Annotated in this window: 15 protein-coding genes; 7 read left to right on the top strand and 8 right to left on the bottom strand. The window is 56.0% G+C overall.

What is annotated here, in order from left to right:
* Positions 1–136 precede the first annotated feature (136 nt).
* The gene (locus ACYVAD_RS16740) at positions 137–907 is read left to right on the top strand and encodes a UbiA prenyltransferase family protein (RefSeq protein WP_461140656.1); all 771 of its coding nucleotides are present in this window, start codon (positions 137–139) and stop codon (positions 905–907) included.
* Between the two features lie 59 nt (positions 908–966).
* The gene (locus ACYVAD_RS16735; RefSeq protein ID WP_461140655.1) at positions 967–1134 is read left to right on the top strand and encodes a hypothetical protein; all 168 of its coding nucleotides are present in this window, start codon (positions 967–969) and stop codon (positions 1132–1134) included.
* Positions 1135–1235: 101 nt separating this feature from the next.
* Here ACYVAD_RS16735 and ypfJ read toward each other — a convergent pair whose 3' ends face one another.
* From ypfJ to cobA, 6 genes are all read right to left on the bottom strand, one after another.
* A complete protein-coding gene (gene ypfJ / locus ACYVAD_RS16730; protein WP_461140654.1) occupies positions 1236–2096 on the bottom strand; it encodes a KPN_02809 family neutral zinc metallopeptidase in 861 nt (286 codons plus the stop codon).
* A gap of 95 nt (positions 2097–2191) precedes the next feature.
* The gene (locus tag ACYVAD_RS16725; RefSeq protein ID WP_461140653.1) at positions 2192–3661 is read right to left on the bottom strand and encodes a rubredoxin; all 1470 of its coding nucleotides are present in this window, start codon (positions 3659–3661) and stop codon (positions 2192–2194) included.
* A gap of 2 nt (positions 3662–3663) precedes the next feature.
* Positions 3664–7293: a molybdopterin-dependent oxidoreductase gene (locus ACYVAD_RS16720; RefSeq protein ID WP_461140652.1), complete on the bottom strand. Its 3630-nt coding sequence runs from the start codon at positions 7291–7293 to the stop codon at positions 3664–3666.
* A 101-nt stretch (positions 7294–7394) separates the two neighbouring features.
* Positions 7395–8696 carry a NarK family nitrate/nitrite MFS transporter gene (locus ACYVAD_RS16715; protein ID WP_461140651.1) on the bottom strand — a complete coding sequence of 434 codons (1302 nt, stop codon included), beginning with the start codon at positions 8694–8696 and terminating at the stop codon, positions 7395–7397.
* Positions 8697–8781: 85 nt separating this feature from the next.
* Positions 8782–10329, bottom strand: coding sequence for an alginate export family protein (locus ACYVAD_RS16710; RefSeq protein WP_461140650.1), 1548 nt, complete (start codon positions 10327–10329; stop codon positions 8782–8784).
* A gap of 262 nt (positions 10330–10591) precedes the next feature.
* Positions 10592–11350 carry a uroporphyrinogen-III C-methyltransferase gene (gene cobA / locus ACYVAD_RS16705; RefSeq protein ID WP_461140777.1) on the bottom strand — a complete coding sequence of 253 codons (759 nt, stop codon included), beginning with the start codon at positions 11348–11350 and terminating at the stop codon, positions 10592–10594.
* 285 nt (positions 11351–11635) lie between these two features.
* Between cobA and nirB the strand changes: the two genes are divergently transcribed.
* The 4 genes from nirB to ACYVAD_RS16685 all read left to right on the top strand — a co-directional run bounded on the left by nirB (position 11636) and on the right by ACYVAD_RS16685 (position 16822).
* Positions 11636–14158 carry a nitrite reductase large subunit NirB gene (nirB, locus tag ACYVAD_RS16700; protein ID WP_461140649.1) on the top strand — a complete coding sequence of 841 codons (2523 nt, stop codon included), beginning with the start codon at positions 11636–11638 and terminating at the stop codon, positions 14156–14158.
* A gap of 33 nt (positions 14159–14191) precedes the next feature.
* Positions 14192–14542 (top strand): nitrite reductase small subunit NirD, encoded by a 351-nt coding sequence (gene nirD / locus ACYVAD_RS16695; protein ID WP_461140648.1) that lies wholly within the window; start codon positions 14192–14194, stop codon positions 14540–14542.
* A gap of 126 nt (positions 14543–14668) precedes the next feature.
* A complete protein-coding gene (locus tag ACYVAD_RS16690; RefSeq protein WP_461140647.1) occupies positions 14669–16150 on the top strand; it encodes an ATP-binding protein in 1482 nt (493 codons plus the stop codon).
* A gap of 3 nt (positions 16151–16153) precedes the next feature.
* The gene (locus ACYVAD_RS16685; protein WP_461140646.1) at positions 16154–16822 is read left to right on the top strand and encodes a response regulator transcription factor; all 669 of its coding nucleotides are present in this window, start codon (positions 16154–16156) and stop codon (positions 16820–16822) included.
* 342 nt (positions 16823–17164) lie between these two features.
* Here the strand turns inward: ACYVAD_RS16685 and ACYVAD_RS16680 are convergent, their stop codons facing one another.
* Complete coding sequence (locus ACYVAD_RS16680; RefSeq protein ID WP_461140645.1) at positions 17165–17599, bottom strand: hypothetical protein; 435 nt, start codon at positions 17597–17599, stop codon at positions 17165–17167.
* Positions 17600–17993: 394 nt separating this feature from the next.
* Between ACYVAD_RS16680 and ACYVAD_RS16675 the strand changes: the two genes are divergently transcribed.
* Entirely contained in the window at positions 17994–18725 is a 732-nt protein-coding gene (locus ACYVAD_RS16675; RefSeq protein WP_461140644.1) for an outer membrane beta-barrel protein, read from the top strand.
* Between the two features lie 603 nt (positions 18726–19328).
* Here ACYVAD_RS16675 and ACYVAD_RS16670 read toward each other — a convergent pair.
* Positions 19329–26714, bottom strand: a complete 7386-nt coding sequence (locus ACYVAD_RS16670) for a choice-of-anchor Q domain-containing protein (protein ID WP_461140643.1) — start codon at positions 26712–26714, stop codon at positions 19329–19331.
* Positions 26715–26818: the final 104 nt, after the last annotated feature.

Below are 26818 nucleotides of genomic sequence, written 5' to 3'. Positions count from 1 at the left end.
CTAGCGCTTCGCATTTCTGATGGCTATCTCAGTAGCAAATAATTTTGCCCAGGTACGAAAAGGAGCAATAGCGCTGCTGGAATTCATATTGTTTAGCAATAGCTACATTGCCCTATGCGCTGTCATAATGTGTCACATGACGGCCCTGCTTTTTCACAAGAAGCTACCGGCTTTTTTCTTGCCGTTTTTATTCTTGGCAACCCTGAGCAGTTATGCCTTCCACTGGTATCTGACGCCTACTACAGCAGAGCTAACGGAGCGAAATCAGTGGAACAAACGGCATAAATCGCTTTTGTTGGTCATCGGTATTGGGGCGGCTTTGCTGAGTCTGGTGTTGCTGAGTCAGTTATTACGTTATCTCCATTACTTCATTCCGGTTGTGGTGGCTACCCTGCTTTACACAGCACCCAAGATCGATTACCAGCCGTTTCGGTATCTACGTCGCGTTGCCATTCTTAAAACGACGTATCTGGCGCTGGTCTGGACTTTCGTTACGGCGGTTCTTCCCGTATTGCTGGAGTCTTCTGGCTGGACAAGCACCCTGACCGTTTGGACGATTAACCGGTTTTTGTTCATCTACTGCATCTGCTTCTGGTTCGACTACCGGGATCGGGAGGAGGACAAACAATCAAAATGGCTTACGCTGGTATCCAGAATGAGTCAGCAGCGGGCAATCAATGTGTTTTACGGGATTGCTGGCTGTTTTGTGCTATCACTGATTATCCTCTTAGCCCATGGTATGCCGTTCGGGTGGATTTTGTGCTTAGGTATACCAATGCTTATTCTGGTAGGGTCTTTACGGTATATGCCGGTATGGCGGTCTGACTACTGGTATTACGTTTACCTGGACGGCTTACTAATGCTCCCGGGTTTGTTATACTGGATAAGTTGGCAAGCCGTTTTCTGAGTATCGGCCGCAGAACCAATCTTCACCAACCCTGGCGTATATCTTTCTTACCCTGTCCCATGAAAAAACCTCGCCTAACTTCCTCTCAACTGATTATCCTGATCTTGTTAGGTGTGCTTTTCGGGTTTGAGTCACTCTATATGTTTAGCACACTATCAACCTGGTGGCAACTGTTGCAGCGGGCTATTCACCGGCTTGATCATGCCTATCTGGCAAGTGCTTTCTAATTCACGCGCATTAAAAATAAAAGCCAGCGGCATCGGATGTGCCGCTGGCAGACTAACGTATCACTGGCTTTTACTTCTATCCAGCCAAAGCAGAAACTGGATTACTGCAAATTCTCGTCTTCGCGACTATTGAACGTATCGCCCTGGCTCATATCGCCGGTACGGAGACCTTTTTTAAACCAGTACACCCGTTGCGCCGAGGAACCGTGCGTGAATGCATCCGGCACAACCCGCCCCTGCGTCCGCTCCTGGATTTTATCGTCGCCGATGGCGTTGGCCGCCGTCAGCGCTTCCTCTACGTCGTTCTCGTTGATCGAAATACTCTGCCCTTGCGCGTGGTGTGCCCACACACCTGCGTAGAAATCGGCCTGTAGCTCCAGTCGCACCGACAGCTTGTTGTAGTCGCGCTGACTCATTTGCTCCCGCGCCTGGTTCACTTTATTCATGATGCCCAGCTCGTCCTGGACGTGGTGACCGATCTCGTGAGCGATGACGTAGGCCATAGCAAACTGACCGGGGGCCTGAAACCGTCGGCTGAGCTCGTCATAGAATGATAAATCGATGTATACTTTTTTGTCGAGTGGGCAGTAGAAGGGTCCCATCTCCTGCTGAGCCGTCCCGCAGCCCGACGACGTTACACCCCGGAACATCACCAGCGTAGGGTCATTGTATTGCTCGCCTTTATCAGCGAAGATTTTCCCCCAGACATCCTCGGTACTAGCCAGTACTTTTCGGGTAAAGGCAGCCGCTTCGTCGTCGTGTTGCGGTCCAGTGGGCGCCTGCGACGTGGTCTGCGTCTCGTCGGTCTGCTGGGTTAAAACCTGCGACGGATCTCCGCCCAAGAACATATAAAGCAGCGCAATGATAACCGTACCAATACCGCCACCAACGACTAATCCACCACCGCCACCACCCCGGCGGTCATCAACATTATCGCTTTCGCGTCCTCCGATCCAACGCATAGTTTTTCGTTGTTAATAATCCGTTTTTGGTTGAATTACTGTTTTCGGAGGCAAAGTGTTTAATCCAGCCCTTATTCTCAACTATAGAATCGACCTTAAGCGTACCCAGCCGCTGTCTGATCCAGCTCAACCGGTAGCAAATCGGCCCTGGGAGCATCGCAGGTTGAACAGCTATACGTAGCGGGCAGCTCTTCGAACGGCGTTCCCGCCGGAACCCCCTGCCGTTCGTCCCCATACTGCGCGTCGTAGATGGTGAAGCAGTGTAGACACTGGTGAACGATGGGTTGAGCAGTGGGAATAAGCTCTGCTTTTTCGGCTTCCGGCTCAAGTTGTCCCAGTTCCTTCCCAGCCAGCCGGGTGTTGTATTTTCGACTCAGCAGCCGGAGCTGGTTAGGAACGTGAATCTTGAACAGCCCTTTCTCAAACAGATGATACGTCCGACTATTGGGGTTGAAATTGTCGGTAAAATACAGGTCGTACACGCTCAGCAGGGCCAGCTGCCCGATGCGCAGCAACGGTCGACGGCGCACGAGTACCGAGCCAAAGACTTCCGACTTGGGCCGCGTCTGCACGCCAAAGCACAAGCCAAACGTACGGACATCGTACCGCTGGAAATAGCGCACAATATAGTTTTTGAGTTGCGCTCCCTCGTCGTCGTGGTCTTCCGTCTGCCAGGCCAGTTCGTTGGCCGCGTGCCGAACGTTAATATCGTGTTTGCCCAATACGTAAGACCAGGCCGCCCGATCTTTCTCTTCGATTCCTTTGACGATGAGCGATTTCCAGGGCGTAATACACAACTCGCCAATACGCGTTTTCAAACACAGGGTGCAGACATCCAGCAGAAAAGCGATCGAGAATTGCTCGGATCGCCGATACAGGCCCAGCCACGACCGCTGCCCGTACCGGTTGAATCCTTCGTAGTAGGGCAGCGAAAACTCGGGTAGTTCAACGTCCTGCGTAGCGGGTTGGGTGATGAACGACTGCGCCGACGTAACCACCGAATACAGCAGCGTTTCGTTCTGAAATTCCTGGTCCAGCAGCGTAGTTTCTACCGCCTGCGCCAGTCGGCCCAGGTCGTTCGTATACACTAAATCCGGCCAGCGAAAGAGCGTATTACGTTGCTTCGGCCGAACGTAGAGATACCAGAAATGCGGCTCGGACGAAGCGATAAAATTCAGGTTTCCAGTAAAAAAGGGCGTAAAGCTCTGGTTACTATCGGAGATATTGACTTTCAGTCGCGGCTGATAATCGAACTGATCCAGCACAGTATGATACTCTCCTTCCCGCAGCCAGTCGCCCGTGCGAAATACGTCTTCCCCGCAGTACGAACTGATGATGTTGGGGTGCTGCTCCGTGTTTACTTCGTACGGTATCTGGTGCGTTTTCAGGTCTTTCTTCAGGAATGGCATATCCTCGTAGTGCACCGTCATCAGCAACTGCTGACGGGCACCGAAGCGAACCTGCCGCACCTTGGCTTCGTACGCCAGCAACAAGACCTGCTGCAACGCCCCCGGCGACACAATGCCTCCGGGTAGGTTGACTTTCAGTGTGTAGTAATCGCGCATATCTAAAGAGCGAAAGAGTGAAGGAGTGAAAGTGCGAATAAGCCGAACGGTACCAATCCGAGGATATCACTCTTTCGCTCTTTATCTCTTTCGCTCATTTTTTCTAATAAGCTCCGCACTTCCGGGCGGCAGGAGCCGCAGCCGGTACCGGCCCCTGTTTTTTGACAGAGCTGTTGAAAATCAGTGCAGCCCGCCTGGATGGCGCGTTCCAGGTTACCCTGCCCCACCGTGTTGCAGGAACAAACCAGCTTACCCTCCACCGGCTCGGCCTTCTGGCTGGAACGCAGTAGTTGTAAGCGCTTTTCAGACAGCTCAATGCCGTTCGCAATCAGATCGCGGAATTCCAGAAATTCGTTTTTATCGCCAATCAAAATGGCACCCACCAGTTTGTCCCGGTGCACAATACACTTCTTGTAGTAACGCCGGGCCTTGTCGATAAAGACGATTTCTTCGTAGTCGCTGCTGCCCACGGGTATCTCGGCCATACCCAGGCTACAGAGGTGCAGCCCTTCCATTTTCAGGATGTTCATCGACAGGCTCCCCCGGTAGGGCTGCGAAACATCACCCGCCAGAAACCGGGCTGCTACGTCGGCCTGCTGCTCGGCGGCTAACGTAATACCCCACATCTGGCCGTTCCACTGCGCGATTTCGCCCATCGCAAAAATATCCGGGTCGGAGGTTTGCAGGTAATCGTTCACAATGACGCCCCGGTTACAGGCTAGCCCCGTCGAGCGAGCCAGGTCAATATTGGGCGTTGTTCCGATGGCCAGTACTGCCACCTGACAGGCAAGCTTTTTGCCCGATTTCAGTTGTACCCCTTCCAGACGCTCCTGCCCGTTAAACATCTGAATTTCTTCGTTGAAGTAAATCTCGATGCCCCGGTCCAGCAACTCCTGGTACAGCAAATCGCTGGCCAGCGTATCGAGTTGGCGCTCCATAAACCGCCCCGAGCGATGAATAAGCGTGATCCGCACCCCGATCTCCCGCAGGGAAGCGGCCAGTTCCAGCCCTAGCAGCCCACCGCCCACGACAACGGCCTGTGGGTCTTTCTGGTCCAGGAACGGCAGGAGTGAATCAGCGTCCAGCCGCGAACGCATGTTGAATAGTCCCGGCAGACGCGGTACGGTCCGGGGCATGAAGGCGCTGCTGCCCGTTGCCAGAATCAGTTTGTCATAACTATGTTCTACACCGTTGCTATCGACCACCACTTTCGCCTGCCGGTCGACGTGGTTAATACTGACCCCTTTGTGAACAACGATATTAGCCTCCTCAAACTGGTCTTCGCGCAGTTTGACCAGTTGCTCCCACGACTGCGAGCCGCTGATGTAATCGGGCAGCATCACCCGGTTGTAGAACGGGTAAATTTCTTTGGAAAAGACGTGAATCTCGTCTTCGGCGGTGGCGTTATCCACCCGTAGCGACCGATACGTATTGATAAAGCCCAACCCCGCCGACCCTGCCCCAATGACAATGATTTTTTCGACTGGCTTGCGATACAGCGTTACCTCAACGGCGGTGAATTTAAAATCCGGCTCTTTGGAGCGGGGATCGATCAGGTTATTCGTCAGGTTGTTCGCCCGGTTCAGGTTGCTGGTGGTGGGATTGCCTGTCAGTTGCTTGCCCCAGTGCATGGGCAAAAAACAAAGACCGGGTCGTACGTCGTCGGTTAGTTGCGCTTTCACCCGCACCTCCCCCCGGCGACCTTGCACAATCACCAACTGCCCATCCTGAATTCCCCGCGACTGGGCGTCGACGGGATGAAGTTGTAAGAACGGTTGCGGAATGTGCTGGTTCAACTTGGCCACACGTCCCGTTTTGGTCATCGTATGCCATTGGTCCCGAATCCGGCCGGTCGTCAGCACCAGCGGAAAATCAGCATCCGTTGGCTCCGACGTATTCCCGTCCGGCACCGCGTGAATCTGCGCCCGTTTGTTGGCCGTGTAAAACTGATGATCGGTAAAGAGCCGTTTCGTCCCTATCGACGTAACGCTTTTCTCCTCTCCTCCACTCCTCCTTTCCTGCCCTGTAAAGGGCCACTGAATGGTTCGTTTCTGCTTCAGCAACTCGTAACTAACGCCCGTTACGTCCACGTTGGTACCGGCTGTAATTCGGGTGTACTCCTGGTACACCTCCGATGCGCTGACGTAGTTGAACGCTTCGTCAAAACCCATTTTCTGCGCAAACCGCCAGATGATTTCGGCATCGGGTAATACCTCGCCGGGTCCGTCGAGCACCTTGGGGAGGTACGCAATCCGGCGTTCGGCGTTAGTCATTGTCCCTTCCTTTTCCAGCCAGGCAGCTGCGGGCAGCACCACGTCGGCAAATTGTACCGTATCAGCTCGATTCGATACGTCCTGCACGACAACGTAACGAGCCTTTCGAAGGGCTTTTTCGACCGCGTTCACGTCGGGCATACTGACCAGCGGATTGGTGTTGATGATCCAGATGGCTTTCAGCCGACCGTCCTCCATCGCTTCAAACATCTCGGTCGCGGTCAGGCCGGGTTTGGCGGCAATATTGACCGGGCTCTGCCAGAAGGCTTCCACCTCGGCGCGGTGAACCGCATTCGTTACGTCGCGGTGAGCGGGGAGTACGTTGGCCAGTCCACCCACTTCGCGACCGCCCATCGCATTGGGCTGCCCCGTCAGTGAAAAAGGCCCGTTACCGGGTGTGCCGATGCGCCCCGTGATCAGGTGCAGGTTAATCAGCGACAAGTTCTTGTTCACACCCACCGCAGACTGGTTCATGCCCATCGTCCAGAGGGACAGGAAGCCCGTCGATTGGCCAATTAGATCAGCCGTTTGCGCAATCAGATCAGCTTCGATACCGCACAGATCAGCGGCTTCGGACACCGTCCGTTGCATCACCTGCGCCCGGTACGCCAGGAAGCCATCGGCGTGATCGGCGATAAAGTCGTGGTCGATGTAGTTTTTCTCGATCAGCAACCGGCCAATGGCGTTGTTGAGCACAATGTCAGTGCCGGGCCGGATCGGTAAATGCAGATCCGACGAGCGAGCCGTATCCGTCCGGCGCGGGTCGACGCAGATGATTTTTACGTGTGGATTGGCCGCTTTGTGGGCTTCGATTCGTCGCCACAGAATGGGATGGCACCAGGCTGGGTTGGCCCCTTGTACGTAAAACAGGTCGGCTTCTTCAATGTCATCGTAACAAACCGGCACCGAGTCCTCGCCCAGTGACAGCTTGTAGCCAACCACCGCCGAGCTCATGCACAGCCGGGAGTTGGTATCGATGTTGTTTGAGCCAATAAAGCCTTTGATCAGCTTATTGACCAGGTAATACTCCTCCGTCAGGCACTGCCCCGATACGTAAAACGCGACGGAGTCAGGCCCGTATTTCTGAATCAGCGTCCGGAAAACGGCGGCTGTCCGCTCTAGGGCCGCATCCCAGCTCACCCGCTGCATGGGCATCGATCGACTGAGCCGCATCTGCGGATACAGCAACCGGTCGGACTGATCCATAACGGTGTAATGCAGGTTCATCCCCTTCGAGCAGAGCATGCCCCGGTTAGACGGATGCGCCTTGTCGCCCTCCAGCGTCAACTGTCCATTCGCTTCCTGTTTGACCACGATTCCACAGCCAACACCACAATAACAACAGGTCGTTTGATGCATAAAAAGGGGGAGGAAAGGAGGAGGAAGGAGAAAAGCAAGCGGAAACGTGTTTGTGCATCAACGAATTCCTTTCGTTCTTCTTCCCCCTCCCCCTTTCCTCCTTAGTTTAATTGCAATTCATTTTCATGCTGTGCCGGTTCGGCTACCGCCGACTTACCAAAATTGACCAGGAACAGCAGCAGCCCGACGACCGCGATGGCGCAGCCGATGTAGAGAAAGGCCTGTCCGTAGGTGATCGACTGCGATTTGAACAGGAAGCCCATCAGCATACCGCCCAGGTTACCACCCGCGCCAACCACGCCCGAGATAATCCCGACGGCTTTGGGGTTGACAAACGGTACGATGGAATACGTACTGCCGTTCGACATTTTCAGGAACAGGGCGAACGAGATCATCGCCAGGATCGCCATCGGCAGGTTACCCGCCTGCGCGAACAGCATGATGCCGATACCTTCCAGCAACAGCATACCAGCCAGCAGAACACCCTTGCCCCGCATACCATATTTTCTGCCTATCCGGTCGGCAATGATCCCCCCTAGGGCACGGGCGAAGATGTTCATGAAGCCGAACAGCATGGCCCAGAAACCCGCTTCGGTTTCTTCCATTTTGAAATTATCGAAGAAGTAGAGGGCAGCAACGCCATCGAACGTAATTTCCATCCCGAAGCAGCAGGCATACGCCAGCGCTAGTGCCCACACCCGCGTATCGGCGCAGGCTTTCCAGAAACTAACCGACTCGCCTTTGGTAGCTGCGTGCCCGATGTCTTCGTAGTTGCCGTTGGGTGTATCGGTCGTAAATCGGTAATATAGGAACGCCATCACGAGCATCATCACGCCCGGCACGACCATCGCCATTCGCCAGGCTTCGGGCTTGGTATAGCCGAACCCAACGATAGCGGCCATGATCAGGGGCATGGCCAGCTGCGTGATACCGCCCCCCAGGTTGCCCCAGCCACCCGCTACGGCGTTGGCTGTTCCTTTGATGTTCGGCGCGAACATCATCGAGGTATGGAACTGCGTGATCACGAACGAGGCCCCAATGGTACCAATTGCCAGCCGGAACAGCAGAAATGCCGTGTAGTCGTGGGCCAGCCCCACCAGCATAACCGGTAGCGAACCCAGCACGAGCAGCGCCGTATAGGTTTTGCGCGGACCCCACGTATCGCAGAGCTTACCGATAATCAGGCGGGCAAAGATCGTGGCCGATACAGCCGCGATGATGGTGTTTCCTACCTGTGGTTTGGTCAGGTTCAGGTCGGCGCGGATGGCAGGCATCAGCGGAGCCAAGCCGAACCAGCCGAAGAAGCAAACAAAGAAGGTTAACCACGTAATGTGAAAGGTCCGCATCTGTACACCACGGAAACTAAAGATATTGAGCGACTCAAGCGGTTTGTTCGTTGTCATGGTTCGTATGGTAATGAATGTGTATAGCTTTTCCGGGAAGAAGCGGGAAAGCAGTTCGTCGTATGTGTTTTCAGGGATCAGGCCGTTACTTGCCAGCGGCTGGTTTGACGTAGAAAAAGTCCGGGCGGATATTGATCATCAGGTAGGCCCACTGCCCGGTTTTATCCTTTTGGTCCATGGTTCCCTGTTTGCTGTATTCCAGGCTGTTAGTCCCTTTCAGGACTGAATAACCAAACTCTACGGCCGTGAACCGGTTGAGCGCATAGGTTGCCGTGAAGTCGTATTCCATACCCAGTTTCGAATCCAGCAAGGCACCGGTTGGTGCGTCGGCCATCCGGTTGTAGGTTGGGGCGGCCAAAGCAAAATAGTGCACGTCCAGCCCCGTGGTCAGGCGGCTACCCGTGTACTTGAATTTCAGGAACGCATCTTTCAGACCACCCGCTGGCGAGCCCGTCCCGGCGTAGAAGTAATCCATGTAGCCCCAGAATTTGTGGGGCGTGCCGTAGAGCGGGTCAAACCGGCTCGTCTGCCCACTCTGGATCGTTGTCGCGTTGTTACCCGACACCACTTCGTAGCCCGGCCCGACGCTTAGTGGCCCTCGTTGCACCATGAAGTTGGCTCCATAGTGGTACGCATTTTTGATGGCGAGCCCATCACGGTCTTTGCCGCTCTGGCCGTAGGCAAACGTCTGCCACTGCACTTTACCGAACCGGGACGATTCTTTTCCCAGCAGTCCGGTCAGCATTCCGCCGTAGGTCACACGGGAGTTTACGCCCGCTATGTCGTAACGGCGCCCATATACGTAACCCTGCGTTGCACTACCCAGTGAGTCGCTCCGGTATTTCTGAAAGTCATCTTTGAAGACCAGCGCTGAAAATTTTGTTGCGCCGAACTTCCGGGTCAGATACAGCATCTGAAATGCTTTGAACTGCTGATTCTGACCATTGGTGCTGAGGGGCGTTGCCAGTACGGGCGCGCCCCCTTTGCCGCTCGTCGGGACAAAACCGGCTGGGATAGCCAGCGTTACGTTCTTGCTTGACAAGGCAGACGCCGGGGCATTGCCAGCCGTGTAATACGTACCTACTACGCCGAACGCATCGGTATTCTGGTTGAAACCAGCGCCCAGGTCAACGGCCCAGCCATGATGCTGTGCTTTCAGGAGGGCTGCATCGAACCGACGGCCCTGCTGGAGCCAGTCCAGGTTGCCGATCAGGCGGGAGTCATCGTAAACCATTTCCTGCCGCCCGATTTTCAGCGACAGATTCTGAAGAGGTTTGAACTTGATGGTTGTATCGGCACTGTTAGCCAGCGTAATTTCGGCCCAGGCTTCGTGCACCATCAGCCGGTTCCCGTCGGCGTTATTGATCGTGGCCGCATCCTGTCCCCAGACGCGTACATCCTGCACGGCGGTCTGGAACGTAATGCGGTCCCATTTGTAGTTGAAGGTGAGCCGCGCCCGCTGCGACGTAAAAAAGGCCGACGGGCTGTCTTTAGGAGCCAGGTTTCCGAATCCGTCCCGCAGTTCGGTTCGGGTACGGAGCTGGCCCACCAGCGAGTATTGAGCAAAGAGTTCTGCACTGGCGGCAAAGGAAAATCCGCAGAGCAGCACTGATCGAATTAAAGATCGTCTCATACGTGTACGCTACTGTTGGTGATGGTTGCGAATAGGCAGTATACGAACAGGGATACCCAGACTTGGGTAAACAACGGGTGGTTGCCCGAACGAAGCAGGGATGGATAAGGCCGGGTAAAGACAGGCGATAAAGCCCCGGCAGGAGACGGTAGTCGGTTGTATTACGTACTTTTTTTCATTTCCTTTGATGCGTTTATGTGATGCATAGACAACCCCAAATGAGCCGGTCCAAAGGTGCCCCCACACCGGACCGGCTTTTTTATCAGCAGGTCAGCGTCAGGCTTTCCGCGTACGCCACGACATAGTCGGGATGCAGCGTAACCACCTCGCCGATGACAAGCACCGCAGGCGCCCCCACGCGCTGCGCTGCCACCAAAGCCGGCATTTCCCAGACCTGCCCTACCACGCACCGCTCATCGGCACGTATTCCGTTTTGTATAACCGCCATCGGCAAATCACCCCGACCCTGCTGGTTATACAGCGCGCATAATTCATCTAGTTTATTGAGTCCCATCAGGACAACGACAGTCGCGTTCGACTGGACAGCCAGTTGTAGATCAGCCGATAATTCGCCGTGCCGGGTTGTGCCGGTAATCACCCAGAAACTCTCGCTGATGCCCCGGCAGGTAACCGGTATGCCCTGCGAGGCCGGAACGGCAATACAACTGGAAATGCCCGGAATAACCATGCTTGGAATTCCGTGCTGCCGGGCGTACTCGCATTCTTCGTAGCCCCGCCCAAATACGTAGGAGTCTCCGCCTTTCAGCCGAATTACGTGCCCATACATCCGGGCCAGCTCAACAATCATCTGATTGATGGTGTCCTGCGAGGCCGATGGCTTACCCGCCCGTTTGCCTACGTATAGCTTAAGGGCTTGCTCGGGCGCGAAATCCAGCAGCGTACTCGTCGCCAGGTCGTCGTACAAAACAACATTTGCCTGCTGTAATGCTCTGATTCCTTTTAGCGTAATCAGTTCATCGTCGCCTGGCCCCGCGCCAACCAGTGTAAGTCTCGGCTGCACATTCATAGTCAGCAATCGTTTAGTAGAATAATACTATTTCACTACTATCGATAGTTGACTCTTACTACTACCTATCGACGGATCAAAGCTATAGGTAAAATTTGTTAAATCAAGTTTTAATTAGATAAAAATTCTGTTTTTATAATTTTTTACAAATTTTAATCTAGGAATTGCAAAAAACTCATTTTAGCTTTGAAGACCCCAAAACGTCTTACAAGCACTATAATCCCCCAAAAAGTCAACACGATAACCGGTATTTTTATAAAACTGTAGTTATAAACAACTATGCAACCTAGAACAAACACCAACATCGTCGTTATTGGAAATGGCATGGTCGGCTACAAATTCTGTGAGAAGCTGCTGGCAAAAAATAAAACTGGACAGCCCTTATCGATTACCGTTTTTGGGGAAGAACCTCGGGTAGCTTACGATCGGGTTCACCTGAGTGCCTACTTTGCGGGGAAGACAGCCGATGACCTGACGATGGCACCTGAGCAGTGGTACCATGACAATAACATTCGACTGTATTTAACCGATCCAGTTGTCGATATCGACCGCGATCAGAAAACCGTTCGCTCCCACCACGGCGTAGTTGCTCCTTACGATTATCTGATTTTGGCAACTGGTTCCGGGGCATTTGTGCCGCCAATGGCCGGGGTCGAAAAGGATGGGGTTTTTGTATACCGGACCATCGAAGACCTCGATATGATCCAGTCGTACGCCCGCACCGCACGCCGGGGAGCCGTGTTGGGTGGTGGGCTGCTGGGGCTGGAAGCGGCCAAAGCACTGTTGGATCTGGGGCTGGAGGAAGCGCACGTGGTCGAGTTTGCCCCGCGTCTGATGCCCCGCCAGATTGATGACGCTGGCTCCGGTATTCTGCAACGGCAACTGGAATCGCTGGGCCTCACGATTCACTTGTCGAAAAGTACCCAGGAAATCACGGGCGACACTGTTATCACCGGCATGCAGTTTGCCGACGGGTCGCGGCTGGACGTGGACATGCTGGTTGTTTCGGCGGGTATTCGGCCGCGTGACGAACTGGCCAAAGCCGCCGGTCTGGACACCCACCCACGCGGGGGTATCCTGACCGATAATCAACTCCGTACATCGGACTCATCGATTTTTGCCATTGGTGAGTGCGCCATCGTGCACCACATGATCTACGGACTGGTGGCCCCTGGCTACGAAATGGCCGACGTGGTGGCCGCGCAGCTCCTGGGCGAAACAAAGGAATTCAAACCCTTCGACATGTCGACCAAGCTAAAACTGATCGGCACCGACGTAGCGTCCTTTGGTGATCCCTTCGCGGCAGAACCTGCCTGCCGTACCGTTGTGTACGAAAACCGGGCGAAAGGCATTTACAAGCGAATCAACGTCAGTTCGGATGGGAAGCACCTCCTGGGCGGCATTCTGGTGGGCGACGCCGAGCAGTATAACATGCTACTGCAAACCTGTAAGAATCAGACTATTCTCCCCCCCGACCCCGAAGACGTGATTCTAGGGTCTCGCGGGGGCGAAGAAGGAGGTGCAGCGGGCATCATGAGCCTGCCCGACGATGCCTTGATCTGCTCCTGCGAAGCCATTACGAAGGCCATGCTCTGCCACGAAATTGGCGAGAATGGCCACCATACCATTGATGCGCTCAAGAAAGCAACCAAAGCCTGTACGGGCTGCGGAGGATGTACACCGATGGTCAAAGACATGATCCAGGGCGTACTGAAAACCCAGGGCGTATACGTACGTAACGTCCTCTGCGAGCACTTCGACTATACTCGCCAGGAACTACTGGACCTGGTAAAAATGAACGGCCTCAAAACATACAGCGACGTATTGAACACGTTCGGCAAAGGCGATGGCTGCGAAGGCTGTAAACCGGCGGTTGCATCTATTCTGGCGAGTCTCTGGAACGAGAACATCCTCAAGAAGGACCGGGCCACGATTCAGGATTCAAACGACCGTTTCCTGGCCAATATCCAGCGGGGCGGTACGTATTCTGTCGTGCCCCGCATAGCCGGTGGGGAAATCACGCCCGAAAAGCTGATCGTTATCGGGCAGGTCGCGCAGAAATACGGACTCTACACCAAAATCACCGGTGGTCAGCGGATCGACTTATTTGGGGCGCACGTCGGTGATCTGCCCAAGATCTGGGAAGAACTGATTGCCGCTGGTTTCGAGAGTGGTCATGCCTACGGCAAGTCGTTACGTACTGTCAAGAGTTGCGTCGGCACGACCTGGTGTCGCTTCGGGGTGCAGGATTCTGTTACGTTCGCCATCGAACTCGAAAACCGGTACAAAGGTCTACGCTCTCCCCACAAGCTGAAGTCGGGGGTATCAGGCTGCACGCGGGAGTGCGCCGAAGCGCAGACCAAGGATTTCGGCATCATTGCCACGGAGAAAGGCTGGAACGTATACGTGTGCGGCAACGGCGGAGCGAAGCCACAACATGCTCAGCTGCTGGTGTCAGACGTGGATAAGGAAACCTGCGTCAGATACCTCGATCGCTTCCTGATGTTTTACGTCCGCACGGCAGATCCCCTGACCCGTACGGCTACCTGGCTCAACAAGATGGAAGGCGGCATGACTTACCTAAAGGCCGTGGTGATTGATGACGTACTAGGCATTGCCAACGATCTGGAGCGCGAAATGCAGTTGATCGTTGACACGTACCACTGCGAGTGGAAGGAAGTGGTTGAAAATCCTGAACTACGGAAACGCTTCACGCACTTCGTCAACGCCCCCGAGCAGAAGGACCCAACTGTCGCTTTTGAATCCATGCGCGATCAGGTTCGCGTTCAGGAATGGAGCTAACTGAATCAACCACCCAAAAAACGCTTTAGTATCATGGAAACACTGGTCGAAAAAACAGAACTTATCTGGCACGTTGCCTGCCGGGTCGATGATATTCCCGAAGACGGCGGGGCCTGTGCCCTCATCGAAGGTCGACAGATTGCCATCTTCAACTTTACCCGGCGGGGCGAGTGGTACGCCACTGATAATGAGTGCCCACACCGCCATCAGATGGCCCTGTCCCGGGGTATGATTGGCAGCCAGGGTGACGAACCCAAGGTAGCCTGCCCGTTTCACAAACGCACGTTTTCACTCCAAACGGGCCAGTGCCTGACCGGCGACGATTACCAGATCGCGACGTTTCCCGTAAAAATTGTCGATGAGATGGTGTATATTGGGATTTGAGATACTGGTTGAGCGATCTACCCAAACTAGTTTCCAACTCCCTGTCGCGTCTTTCTGAAGTCGAGCCGTCCCCAAATCGCATCAGGTCTGGGCGATGGGGTGTATGCAAGATAACTTCAGACAGTTATGAATCAACTCGATCAACAGGTAGCTCGCCGGTTAACACGGTTCTACGTAATGGCCCTTACGGTCATTGCCCTCTTGTTAATCAGCGGGCTCCTGTTTTTCCGGTACGTTATCCGAAACCACTACGGCGACAGTCGTGTCGTCAACATCGCTGGTCGCCAGCGAATGCTCAGCCAGCGGCTTACTAAACTGTCGTTGCTACGTTCGCAGAACATTCCCACGTCTGATACGGTCTCCTTTACTTCACTGCTCAGCCTCTGGCAGAAAACCCACGTTCAGCTCCAGCAGGGTACCCTCCAGCCCGAAAAAGATTACACCATCCGCCGGAGCCCAGCCCTGGACAGTATGTTCGCGGCCATTGAGCCGTCATTTCAGTCACTAGCCCTCGGTTTTAGTCAGATCAACAATCCGGTTTCGACAGCAGCCCAACGTAACGAAGCACTTCAGAACATTCTTCAGCACGAACTGGCGTACGTCCTGCGCATGAACGACATCGTGTATCAGTTCGACGCCGAAAGTCTGGAACGGGTTAAAGCGCTTGAGCGCATCGAGTTTTTTCTGACGCTGGCCGCTCTGCTGACCCTGCTCATCGAAGGCTACTTCATTTTCCGGCCCGTGGTCAACTACACCCAGAACGTTGTTCGGCGGCTCGGCAAGTCCGAACGAAACTTGCGTCAGTCCAACAAACGATTGGAGATCACGAATCATGCGCTGGAAGAAACCAACCGCAGTCTGGTTTTCACCAACCAGAAGCTCGTTGAGACGCAAAACGAACTACTGAAAACCACCGAAGAAAAATACCGACTGCAACTGGCCGAAAGCCTCGTTCGGGCGGCTGCTCTGCTGGAAGGCCAGGAAGAAGAACGACGCCGGTTTGCCCGGGAACTGCACGACGGTATCGGGCAGATGCTGACGGGACTTAAGCTACACGCGGAAAAACTAAAATCAGGTTTCCCACTGGACGAGAAGCAGCGAGTAAGGGCCGAAGAAGTATGCGACCTGATCTACGATACCATTCAGACCACACGTCAGGTTGCGTATAATCTCATGCCATCCGTGCTGAGTGATTTCGGTCTGCAATCAGCGCTGAAACTACTGGCGGATCAGACAACCAGGGCTTCTGGAATCGACATTATTTTCGACAGTGACGAGTCGATGAAACGGCTTACGCCCGCCACCGAAATCGGCTTGTACCGAATTGCCCAGGAAGCGTTGCACAACGCCGTTAAATACGCAGCAGCGCAGCAGATCCGCATTCAATTGCACATCGACCGCCAAAAAATTACCCTGGCAGTAACGGACGATGGCAAAGGCTTTGCGGTAAAAATGCCCAAGAACGAGCAACAACTTTCGATCAGCAAGGGGCTTGATAACATGCATACCCGGGCGCGGCTACTGAACGGCGAACTGATTATTACGTCCCGGATCCGCAAAGGGACCAAAGTCCTTGTACGGGTTCATCATCCACTTATTCCAAACTGACCCATGGCAATACGTATTCTTATTACCGATGATCATTCCGTTGTGCGAAAAGGAATCCGGACCCTGCTGGAGGACGAGGATGATATGGAAATTATGGGCGAGGCTGCCGATGGCGATGAAGCTCTTACGATGTTGGCCAACGCCCAGCCGGACGTATTGCTGCTCGATATTACCATGCCCCGTATGTCAGGCATTGACGTATTGAAGCAGGTCTCCCAGGAGTATCCGTCGATGCATACGCTTATGTTCAGTATGCATAACAACCCGGATTATATCATCAAATCGGTGCAGTACGGAGCAGCTGGTTACCTGCTGAAGGATACGAGTCAGGATGAAATTTTACGTGCCGTACGCACAGTGACCAAAGGCGATTTGTATTTCCCGCCTTCGGCCTCTTCCATTATCATCAAGCACTTCCGAACGGCCACTTCCCTGGTTGACAGCGAAGAAGTAAACAACGAGTTCCCATCTGGTATCTGGAACCGAATTACGTCCCGGGAATCGCAGATCCTGGATTGTCTGATCAACGGCATGAGCAGCCCCGAAATAGCCCGTCATTTTGGTGTCAGCGCCAACACGGTTGCGAACCAGCGGGCCAGTATCATGCGCAAAGCCAACGTCAAAAATATCGTTGATCTGATTCGGCTGGCCCTAGCGGACAGGAAACGTTGATCGATAGATGATCTTTTAGAAAAGCTTTTTTACAGAAGAAAACACTCAGTTGGACTATTTACACTTAACTGGTAAAGAACCATTTAACTTCTCTAACCGCGGCATAACTGCGTCGAATAGAGTATATTGGTATTAGCAGCTGTTGCCTGCATTGCGCTTGGTACGTAAAGCGGTATTATAAGGCGTGAACGTCAGCATTTAACCGGCATTTCAAACCAGACCCGTGGAGCGGTCAGGGCGGTTCGCGATCTAACAATCGTCAGATTCACCAATCAATTTTCCTTTGCCAATAAACGCAGGCAAAACACCACTCACAATCATAGAAAAGTCTAACTGTGATCACTAATCAACACATTGAAAATAGCTTACCCCTGTTGACTTACCCAGTGAATCCGCTAGTGAGAGCCCCTGACCTTTACTAGCTAATTGATGTAAGGTATTCTGATCAATATGAGTCCAGGAACAACGAGGACCACTACCCGGATCAGCTTCTAACCGGATTATTTGCTCAGCCTTGCTATACCAAAGAATATGGCGCACCATAGGGTTTGAACCTACTACTGGGTTTGGATGGGTAAACGTGAAGGCGACCTTTTCGTATTTGCTGTTTGACAACTCATCATACCGGTCAGCCAAATAGGTTAGTGCCTTGTGTTCAGCAATAGAACGGCTGGTAAACGTGCCTAGATTGTAATAAGGCCCAACGCCCGCCAGGTCACAACTCGGTAGGCTGATGATTATTAATAAGAACGTAATAATTGTGTAAGGGGAGCGCATATTGATTAACTGTTTAGGTAGCAGACCCAAAATTCCCTTGTGTGGTTGTGACAGGAATAAACCAGTTATCTACAGGTAATACCTTAGCCCAGGTTTGAACTAGCTAATGCGTTATCCATCTCAGTAAACGCTCCCCTGGAAGAACGAGCGTTCAAGTCATTAGTAACTTTGTGATAAGCCTAGCTGGGACTATAATATAATAAAACCAATGATTTGTTGGAGCTAACGACCTAATGGGACCAATCGACAAACTTTGTCTCTACTGACCAGTTAGGCTAATGAAGCTAACCACTAGATAAACTAGGAAAAATAGTATCACTACTGACTTTATCTAGCTAGCAAGACAGCTTTATAACCCATTCAGTGTCCGTTTAACGCTCAAACAAACATGTCTATGAAAAACTTGTTGACCATCCCAGTTTTGACAGCCTGCCTACTTAGTTTGCATGTTGCTCAGGCCCAGTTCACTCCTTCAGCGAATACCCAAACGACTCCCGAAAAAGTTACGCTGGCGACCACAACTGATGAAGGAACCAGCAGCAACACCGCGCCAACCGACATGAAGCGGACCAAGGCCGACTACAAGAACTTTGCTTTTGGTATCTACGCGGGGCTCAATTCCACTAAACTACCCGGCGAAAGCAACTCCTCCAACGGTAATATTTCGGGCCGTCTGGGCTACCAGGCCGGTTTCTTTGTGCGGGGTGGCGGTCGTCTGTTCGGCCAGGTTGGAGCAGAATACTTTGCTTCTAGTTCGAACTATTTTACGGCTGGCTCGGGCCAGAGTGCTTCCAGCATCCAGGATCAGATTAACATTCAGTACGTGCAGGTGCCTGTTTACATTGGTTACAAGATAACCGAGTCAGATCGGGGTATCTCAGCGGTACGTGTACAATTAGGGGTTGAATACGCCAATCGGATCAACTCAAACAGTAACTCATTCAACGTGAGCAACGCTGAAATCAAGAGTGGTACGTTCAACGGACTAGGCCAGGTGGGTTTTGATGCAGGTCCGGTATTTCTGGATTTGACCTATCACTACGGTTTTAGTGACGCCATCCAGGGGACGGGTTTCAACGGTTCGGCTCGTCGTATTTTGAGCGCCAGTGTCGGCTTTAAATTCTAATGTGGCTGTAGACGCGCTCTGGTACCTTGACTAAGTTACTGATTTAAATAGTAGCTTTAGCCAACTTTTCACCAGTGCAGTAAGCATCTCACTCAAGCCAGTAATAACAGTAAGATGATGCCCCAGTCGCGGTCATCGCATTAACTGCAGGAAAGTTTAATCCGTGCAGTTCTGAATAGTATCAAGAAAAGTAATGTTTTAGTATGTCAGAAAGGGGCGGCTTGATGAGCCGCCTTCTTTTTTTGCTACTCCTCCTCACTTATTTATTACAACCACTGCAAATGAGTTTGTAGCGATCAGCGAACTATTCCAAGAAACGGCCTTCAAAGCGACAAATCCTCATTTTTCAGCTTTTAACGCTGACGATTAGCAGTGCCCAGTAATCTTGCTGGAGTGACGTTAATCGCCATCGGTAGCTCTTCGTTCGCTGATGTGAATATCAGAATTCTGGCGCTAGTTATGAGATAATCAGACCAGGTCGGGCTTGAGCGGGGGAACTGGTAAAAATGGAAACGGTCCCCTAAGCTACCCTGTAATTACGGAGCCCCGTCACTGGATGAACCAGGACGGGGCTCCGTCGTTATCTACGCTGTCAACCTTGACTTAGTGAGCCTTTAGTACCTTGACGGTTTGACGTTGAGTAGGCGTTTGCACTTGCAGCAGGTACACCCCGCTAGCCCCACTCACCCGAAGCACCACCCGCTCCACCAAACCAGCAGCCGCCACCTCGACCACCTGGGCCGCCGGGTAGCCCCGCTCATCGACAACACCCAGCCGCAGCCGCTGACCGGACGCCCCGCTGACGTCAACCACCAGCTCATCGCCCACCAGCGGGTTGCCCAGCACCCGGACCTGGAGGCCCGACTCGGCAAGCACACCCAACCGGCCCTGAGCCGACCCGCAGCCCGCCAGCCAGTCGTAGCGGAAGCTCGTGGTGCTCCCCCCCTGCTGGGCCACCAGCGTGATCACCGGGTTGTCACTGTACAAACGCAGCGTGTAGGGACCAGCCGCCATCGTGCGGCCCAGTTCATTGACCACCGAGAAGCTCACCGGCTCCCCCGTCAGACCCGTATACTGGGGCACAAAGCGTACCCGCCGTTCCCCACGGCCCGCGTCCACCGTCTCGCACGACACCGTCGTCACCCCGCTGATCGCAAAACCCGCGGGCGGAGTCACGGCACTACCCCCGACCGTCAGCTCAAAGCGGGTGCTGGCCGACAAGCCCCCCGGATCGGTGGCCGTCACCGTCACCGGGCTGGTGCCGCTCACCGACGGCGTGCCCGAGATGGTGGCCGGGGCCACGAAGACCAGACCCGCCGGCAGACCCGCCACGCTCAGCCTCAGCTGGGTGGGCGTCTGGGCGTCGGTGAAGGTGCCGGCCGGAATGGTGAAACTGTACCCCTGCCCCACCGTGGCTGTCGGGGCCGTGATCGGACTGACAACCGTGGGGGGCGTGTTGAGCGGATCGACCGGTGCGATGCTGCCGTTGCAGCCCGCCAGCCAGTCGTAGCGGAAGCTCGTGGTCGCGCTGCCCTGCTGAGCCACCAGCGTGATCACCGGGTTGTCACTGTACAAGCGCAGCGTGTAGGGACCAGCCGACGGGGTAGCCGCCAGCTCATTAACCACCGAGAAGCTCAGGGGCTCCCCCGTCAGCCCCGTATACTGGGGGGTGAAGCTGACCCGCCGTTCCCCCCGACCCGCGTCCACCGTCTCGCACGACACCGTCGTCACCCCGCTGATGGCAAAGCTGCAATTGGCCCCCGTGACGGTGGTGTTAGCTGTGGTCAGGCAGCCGTTGGGCGTGGTGGCGGTGACCGAGTAGGTGCCGGCGGCACTGACGGTGGCCGAGTTGGCGCTGGATAGCTGGGTGGCCCCGGGGCTGAAGCGGAAGGTCGAGGCCGCCGGGGCGCCGGTGGCGGTGAGGGTGACGAAGCTACCGGGTGAGCAAGCCAGGGGTCCATCGTTGGTCAGGCTCAGGGCGGCTACTGTCTGGTCGGCGGTGACGCTGGCGCTGGCCGAGGTGGTGCAACCGCTTGGCGAGGTCAGCGTGACGCTGTAGACACCCGCGCTGCTGACGCTGATAACAGGCTCGGTCGAGCCCGTGCTCCAGCGCACACTGCCCGTACCAACGGCTGTCAAACTCGCCGTTGGGTTAGCGCAAGTCAGCGTGGCACTGCTTGGCGTGATACTCAGCGAGGGGGCGGTTTGATCGGCCGTTACGTTAGCGCTGGCTGAGGTGGTGCAGCCCGTTGGCGAGGTTAAGGTCACACTGTAAATGCCCGCGCTGCTGACGCTAATGACAGGCTCGGTCGAGCCTGTGCTCCAGCGTATCGTGCCCGTGCCCACCGCCGTCAGACTGGCCGTCGGACTGGCGCAGGTCAGCGTGGCACTGCTGGGATTGATGGTGAGCGTGGGGGCGGTTTGCTCGGCGGTAACGTTAGCGCTGGCTGACGTGGTGCAGCCACTGGGCGAGGTCAGCGTCACGCTGTAGACGCCCGCGCTGCTGACGCTGATGACGGGATCAGTCGAGCCCGTGCTCCAGCGCACCGAGCCCGTGCCAACGGTGGTCAAACTGGCCGTTGGACTCGCGCAGGTTAAGGTAGCACTGCTGGGATTGATGGTGAGCGAGGGCGCGGTTTGATCGGCCGTTACGCTGGCGCTGGCCGAGGCCGTTGAGCCATTGGGCGCCGTTAGGGTAACACTGTAAATACCCGCGCTGCTCACGCTGATGACAGGCTCGGTTGAGCCCGTGCTCCAGCGTACACTCCCACTACCCACCGCCGTCAGACTCGCCGTGGGACTGGCGCAGGTGAGCGTGGCTGAACTAGGATTGATGGTCACGCTGGCCACACGCGCATCGACCGTGAAGCTGATCCGGGGGGAACCACTGCTGGTCTGTTGACCCGGCAACTGAGCCTGGGCAAACGCTGTGTAGGGCCCGCTGGGCAGGGCCTGATCCGCTGGCAGGCTCACGCTGAAACTACCCAGTGTGCCGCTACTTGGTGCGCTGGCCGTGGTGGTCAGCGTGCGCACGGGGGCGCCTGCTCCGTCTAACACCGTCACCGTCACCGTGCTGGAGGCCGGGGCCGTGCCGCTAAAGGTGGGCTGATCGGTGGTGGTGGTGCCGTTAGCCGGGCTGGTCAGCGTGGGCGGATTCGCGACCGGTAGCTCATACGTCAGTATATAAGCCGTCGAGGCCTGATTGAGGTTGCCCACCCCGTCCTGGGCCGCGCTAGTGATTACGCTCACGCTGGTGGGCTGCCCAGCTACCGCAGGCGTTACCTGGAAGGCGTAGGGGCCTGCCCCCGAACCCGCCGGGGCACTGCTCACCGAGCCGTTGCTGACGGAGATGCCGGCCACGCTGAAACCAGTGACCGATTCGGAAAAAATAGCCGAGAAGGCAAACGGGCTGGTCGTCGTGGTGCTGCCGCTGGCACCCGCCGAACTGACCAGACGAACGGTTGGGTCGGTCGCATCGACGCCAAAGGTGCTGGTATTGGAGGTCGGGCTAGCCGTCTGTCCGCTCAGCTGGGCGTCGGCGTAGGCCAGGTAGCTACCACTGACCAGGGGGCTGCTAGCGGTTACACGGAAGGTACCGTTGGTAGCCGCCGTAGTCAAAGTCTGGCTGGTTGCTCCGCTCACCACTACCCTGACGGTGCTGCCATTAGGAGCCGTGCCGCTGAAGACGGGTACCCCATTGGTGGTCGTACCCGTAGCGGGCGTAGCCAGCGTAGGGGCGCCGGTAACGGCGGGGCTCACGCTCAGGGTAAAAGCCGCACTACGCACCGAGCTGCACTCGCGGCCTGATGCCACCAGCGAATAAGAGCCCGCGTCACTGAGCTGCACATTGACCAGACTCAGCGTGGGGGTGGTCTGGCCGGCTACCGGGATGAAATCGTCTTTGTACCACTGGTAACTGTCGACGGTACCGCTGAAACTAGCGGAGACACTCACCGAACTACCCACCGTTACGTTGCTGCTGGAAGGCGGCTGACTGGTGAGGGCGTAGTTGCAATTGCCCCCGAAGGTACCCGGGGGGGGCGTACCGAAGACGATGGTAGTAGCAAACAGGGCGGTCACCCGGTTGTTCAGGGCGGGGGCCGCCGGGTTGGGGGCGTAGGAGTAGTCGTTGCCCTGATCGAAGATGCCGTTGTCGCTGCGCTGTAGGCTCACCTCGACCACCAGGCTGTTTTGGGGAGCTAGCTGCTGATTGCCCGATACGTAGCCTATTTCCAGATAGCTATTCGCCCCGCTTACCGGCGAAGGAAGTGTAACGATCCGGGCTGTCACGTTCTGGGCCCCTACGTTTTGCCCCCCTACGCTGGCCGACTCGACGGTAGCGGTGGCAGTTTGGCCGTTATCGGACGTAAAATAATACCGCACCCGAAAATCGGCCAGGGGCAGCGAGCTATTACCGGTGTTGCGCAGCTCCAGGCGGGATCGGAGTTGCCGGGTGAGCGTGGGGGAGAGGGCCTGGGAATAAACCTGTACGCTGACGGGGTTGACCGTCAAGCCAAAGGCCGTCGAGGTTAGACTATTGCAGGCCCCCGTGACGACCAGCGAGTAGGAGCCGCTCTGGCTGGGCTGCACGCTGGCCAGGGTGAGGGTGGCCGACGTCTGACCACTCACCACTTGGCCGTCTTTGTACCACTGGTAGCTGGTGACGCTGCCCGTGACACTGACGGGGGCACTGATGTTACTGCCGGTTGTTACGTTGCTGGCCGACGGGGGCTGGCTGGTGATGGCCACCGGCTGGGCGGGATCGCTCTGGAACTCGTAGGCGCCCATGTCGATGCGGCCATTCTGGTAAAAGCGGGGGTTTCCCGCCAAATCAGTGGCTCCATTGGTCGTCTGGTTACTACCAGGATCGCCCGCGTTGATGGCGATCGAGCAGGCGCTGAGCCGGTAGTCGGTGCCCCCCACGAAGGGGGAAGCCGTGGCCACCAGGTTAGTGGTGCCCGTGAAGTCACCCTCCCCGTCCCCGACGAGGCAGTAGCTGGCCGTTACGCTCCCACCGGTGTCGTTGTTGATACTGGTACCGGCTGCTTCCTGGTTGTCCCACAGGATGCAGTTGGTGAGCTGGGCGGAGCTACTGGTATTGTTGCGCAGAGCAGCCCCCGACTGGGCGCGGTTGGCCGTCAGGGTGCAGCCCGTGAGCCGGGGCCGGCTATTGTTAATGCTATAGAGGGCGCCCCCGTCGCCCCGGGCGGAGTTACCGCTGAGCACACAGTTGAGCAGCGTCGGCTGGCTGTTATTATTAGCGATTCCTGCCCCCTGGTTGGCCGAGTTGCCGGTGATGGTACAGTTCGTCAGGCTCGGACTACTGCTGACGTTGAACATGCCCCCCCCATCACTAGTGGCGGAGTTGGCCGTGATGGCGCAGTTGGTGAAGCTGGGGTTGCTGCCAGTGTTGTAGATCCCACCACCCAAACCAAGATCATTAAGAGCGGAGTTGCCCGTAATGGCGCAGTTGGTGAAGCGAGGGCTGCTGTTGAAGTTGGCTATCCCACCACCACCAAGATCCCTGCCGCCGGTGATGACGACCCCATCCAGCCGGGCCGTACTGTTTAGCCCGTTGTTATTGTTGAGGATCACACTGCCGCTCCCGCTGGTCAGCGTGGTCGAGGACAGCTGACCCGCCACAGGATTGACCGGGGGGCGCTGGTCTAGGGCCGTCTCCGAACCCCCAAAGCCCCCGTAAATGGCCACCCCGTTCTTCATCACAAACGAGCCCCCGCCGGTGCGGGTGTAGCGGCCGCTGGCCACCCAGACCTGCTCCACGCCTTGGGCGTCGATCATGGCCTGTAGGTTGGCGCTGGCGTTGGTCCACGAGGAGCCGTCGCCACTGCCACTAGCCGTCGCTTTGACGTAACGGATGGGCTGGGGCGGAGTCTGGTCCTCGTAGGCGCCCATGTCGATGCGGCCGTTCTGGAAAAAGCGGGGGTTACCCGCCAGGTCGGTGGCCCCGCTGGTGGTAGTGCTGCTGTTGGGGTCGCCCGCATTGATGGCCGGTGAGCCCGCCCGCAGCCGGTAGTCGGTGCCCCCCACGAATGGGGAGGCCGTGGCGGTGAGGTTGTTGGTACCCGTATAGTTGGTTTCACCCGCCCCGATGAGGCAGTAGTTGGCCGTCACCCCCGTGCCCACTTCATCGTAGATGGCGCTACCATCCGACTCTTGGTTGTCAAACAGGATGGTGTTGATCAGCACAGTCTGGCTGTTGCTGGAATAGTTGTACAGGGCGGCCCCAGCCGGAGCCCGGTTGGCCGTCAGGGTGCAGTTTAGCAGGCGGGGAATACTGTTGCTGTCGTTACAGAGGCCTCCGCCCCCGATGCCCGCCTGGTTGGCCACCAGTAAACAGTTGGTCAGCGTGGGGCTACTGCTTCTAAGGTTAAGGAGGCCCCCACCATAACCACCAGTAGTTCCGACCGAGTTGTTGCTGATGACGCAGTTGGTCAGCGTTGGACTGCTATTATTGTTGAGAATGCCACCGCCACTATTATCAGTGCATGAATTGTTGGTGATAATGCAGTTGGTCAGCCTTGGGCTACTATTTCTGTTGTATACGCCCCCACCACTACTGCCACTCGAGTTGTTGCTGATGACGCAGTTGGTCAGCGTTGGACTGCTGTTAGTATTGTTGATGCCTCCACCCCCCTCCTGACTACCACTACCACTTGAATTGTTGCTGATGACGCAGTTGGTCAGCGTTGGGCTACTGTTAGTATTGCTGATGCCTCCACCACTAGAGTTGTAACCACCGGTGATGACTACCCCATCCAGGCTCGCCGTCTGGTCCAGACCGATATTGGTGATCACTCTACCCCCATCGGGGTTCAGTGTAGTCGAGGAGACCTGCCCGGTCACCGGGTTGACCCCCGGCCGCTGGCCTAACTCGCTCTCGCGGCCGATAAAGCCCCCGTAAATAGCCACCCCGTTCTTCATCACAAAGCCGATCCTTTGGTCGGTATTATTTGCCGAGCTGGGCTTATAGGTCCCCGCTGCCACCCAGACTTGCTGTACGCCCTGGGCGTCGATCATGGTCTGCAGGTTGGCGCTGGCGTTGGCCCAGGAGGAGCCGTCGCCACTACCCGTGGCGGTCGCTTTGACGTAGCGGATGGGATAAACGCTGTAACTGATGATGATCAGCCCGTTGCCCGAGTTGCCCGTTGCTCCCGATACCAAGCTTAGGCTAGTACCCGTATAGTAGGAGCCGCCACCACCACCACCACCACGCACACCACCACCACCACCACCAGAGTAGCCACCCCCACCCCCACCACTAAAGCTGCTAATACCAGCACCACCACCCCCAAAGCCACCATTTCCTGAAGAACTAGACCCGCCAGCTCCTCCATTCACAAAGGCTTGACCACCACCGCTTCTTGGAAACGAGCCACCACCACCGCTACCTAGTAACCCACCACCACCACCACCACCACCACCACCACCACCCACACCACCACCACCAGCACCACCACCAGCACCACCTTCCACACCAACACCAGCACCGCCTTCGGGAGTTGTCTGGCCGTGTTTGGTCGGGGAATCAAACTGGGCCGCTGCACCCCCGCCCCCGCCCGCAATCACCAGCGGGGTGGGCACTGTCGTACTGCTGCCGGGGGCCACCACAAACGTGCCCCCACCCCCGGCGGCTCGGCCATTTAGCGACTGGCCCACCAGAATGCTCAGGGCCTGGCCGGGGGTGACACTCACCCGGGTGGCCACGATGGCCCCTTTGCCCGCCGACGCGGTGCCCCCTTGAATAGCCCCCCCTTCGGCCCCCCGGGCCTCAATGGTCAAAGAAGTAACGCCACTGGGTACCGTCCAGGTGACGATCTGGCCGGTGTAGGAAAAGCTCTGGGTCGCAGTTACCGCGCCGTTCTGGGCCAGTAAACGACTCCAGACGCTGCACCAGACGACCAGCAGCAACATGAGTCGCGGCCAGGGCCTGCAATAAATAAAGAGGGTTCGGGTAGTAGTTGAGTCCATAGATTGCCGGGCAGGGGGTTAGTCAACCTGCCAGCCGCAAAGCTAGGGCTCGGCACCCCGGGGGGGTTAGTACAAATGTTACATCGACTAGTAAAGATGTTACA

Source organism: Spirosoma pomorum, assembly GCF_054776615.1.
Note: the sequence above shows the minus strand (reverse complement) of the source record. Positions and strands in the feature narration are given on the sequence as shown.

Bases quoted from the DNA above. Each gene is read 5' to 3' on its own strand.
- ACYVAD_RS16740 (WP_461140656.1), top strand. From the start codon at position 137: ATGACGGCCCTGCTTTTTCACAAGAAGCTACCGGCTTTTTTCTTGCCG.
- ACYVAD_RS16735 (WP_461140655.1), top strand. From the start codon at position 967: ATGAAAAAACCTCGCCTAACTTCCTCTCAACTGATTATCCTGATCTTG.
- ypfJ (WP_461140654.1), bottom strand. From the start codon at position 2,096: ATGCGTTGGATCGGAGGACGCGAAAGCGATAATGTTGATGACCGCCGG.
- ACYVAD_RS16725 (WP_461140653.1), bottom strand. From the start codon at position 3,661: ATGCGCGATTACTACACACTGAAAGTCAACCTACCCGGAGGCATTGTG.
- ACYVAD_RS16720 (WP_461140652.1), bottom strand. From the start codon at position 7,293: ATGCATCAAACGACCTGTTGTTATTGTGGTGTTGGCTGTGGAATCGTG.
- ACYVAD_RS16715 (WP_461140651.1), bottom strand. From the start codon at position 8,696: ATGACAACGAACAAACCGCTTGAGTCGCTCAATATCTTTAGTTTCCGT.
- ACYVAD_RS16710 (WP_461140650.1), bottom strand. From the start codon at position 10,329: ATGAGACGATCTTTAATTCGATCAGTGCTGCTCTGCGGATTTTCCTTT.
- nirB (WP_461140649.1), top strand. From the start codon at position 11,636: ATGCAACCTAGAACAAACACCAACATCGTCGTTATTGGAAATGGCATG.
- nirD (WP_461140648.1), top strand. From the start codon at position 14,192: ATGGAAACACTGGTCGAAAAAACAGAACTTATCTGGCACGTTGCCTGC.
- ACYVAD_RS16690 (WP_461140647.1), top strand. From the start codon at position 14,669: ATGAATCAACTCGATCAACAGGTAGCTCGCCGGTTAACACGGTTCTAC.
- ACYVAD_RS16685 (WP_461140646.1), top strand. From the start codon at position 16,154: ATGGCAATACGTATTCTTATTACCGATGATCATTCCGTTGTGCGAAAA.
- ACYVAD_RS16680 (WP_461140645.1), bottom strand. From the start codon at position 17,599: ATGCGCTCCCCTTACACAATTATTACGTTCTTATTAATAATCATCAGC.
- ACYVAD_RS16675 (WP_461140644.1), top strand. From the start codon at position 17,994: ATGAAAAACTTGTTGACCATCCCAGTTTTGACAGCCTGCCTACTTAGT.
- ACYVAD_RS16670 (WP_461140643.1), bottom strand. From the start codon at position 26,714: ATGGACTCAACTACTACCCGAACCCTCTTTATTTATTGCAGGCCCTGG.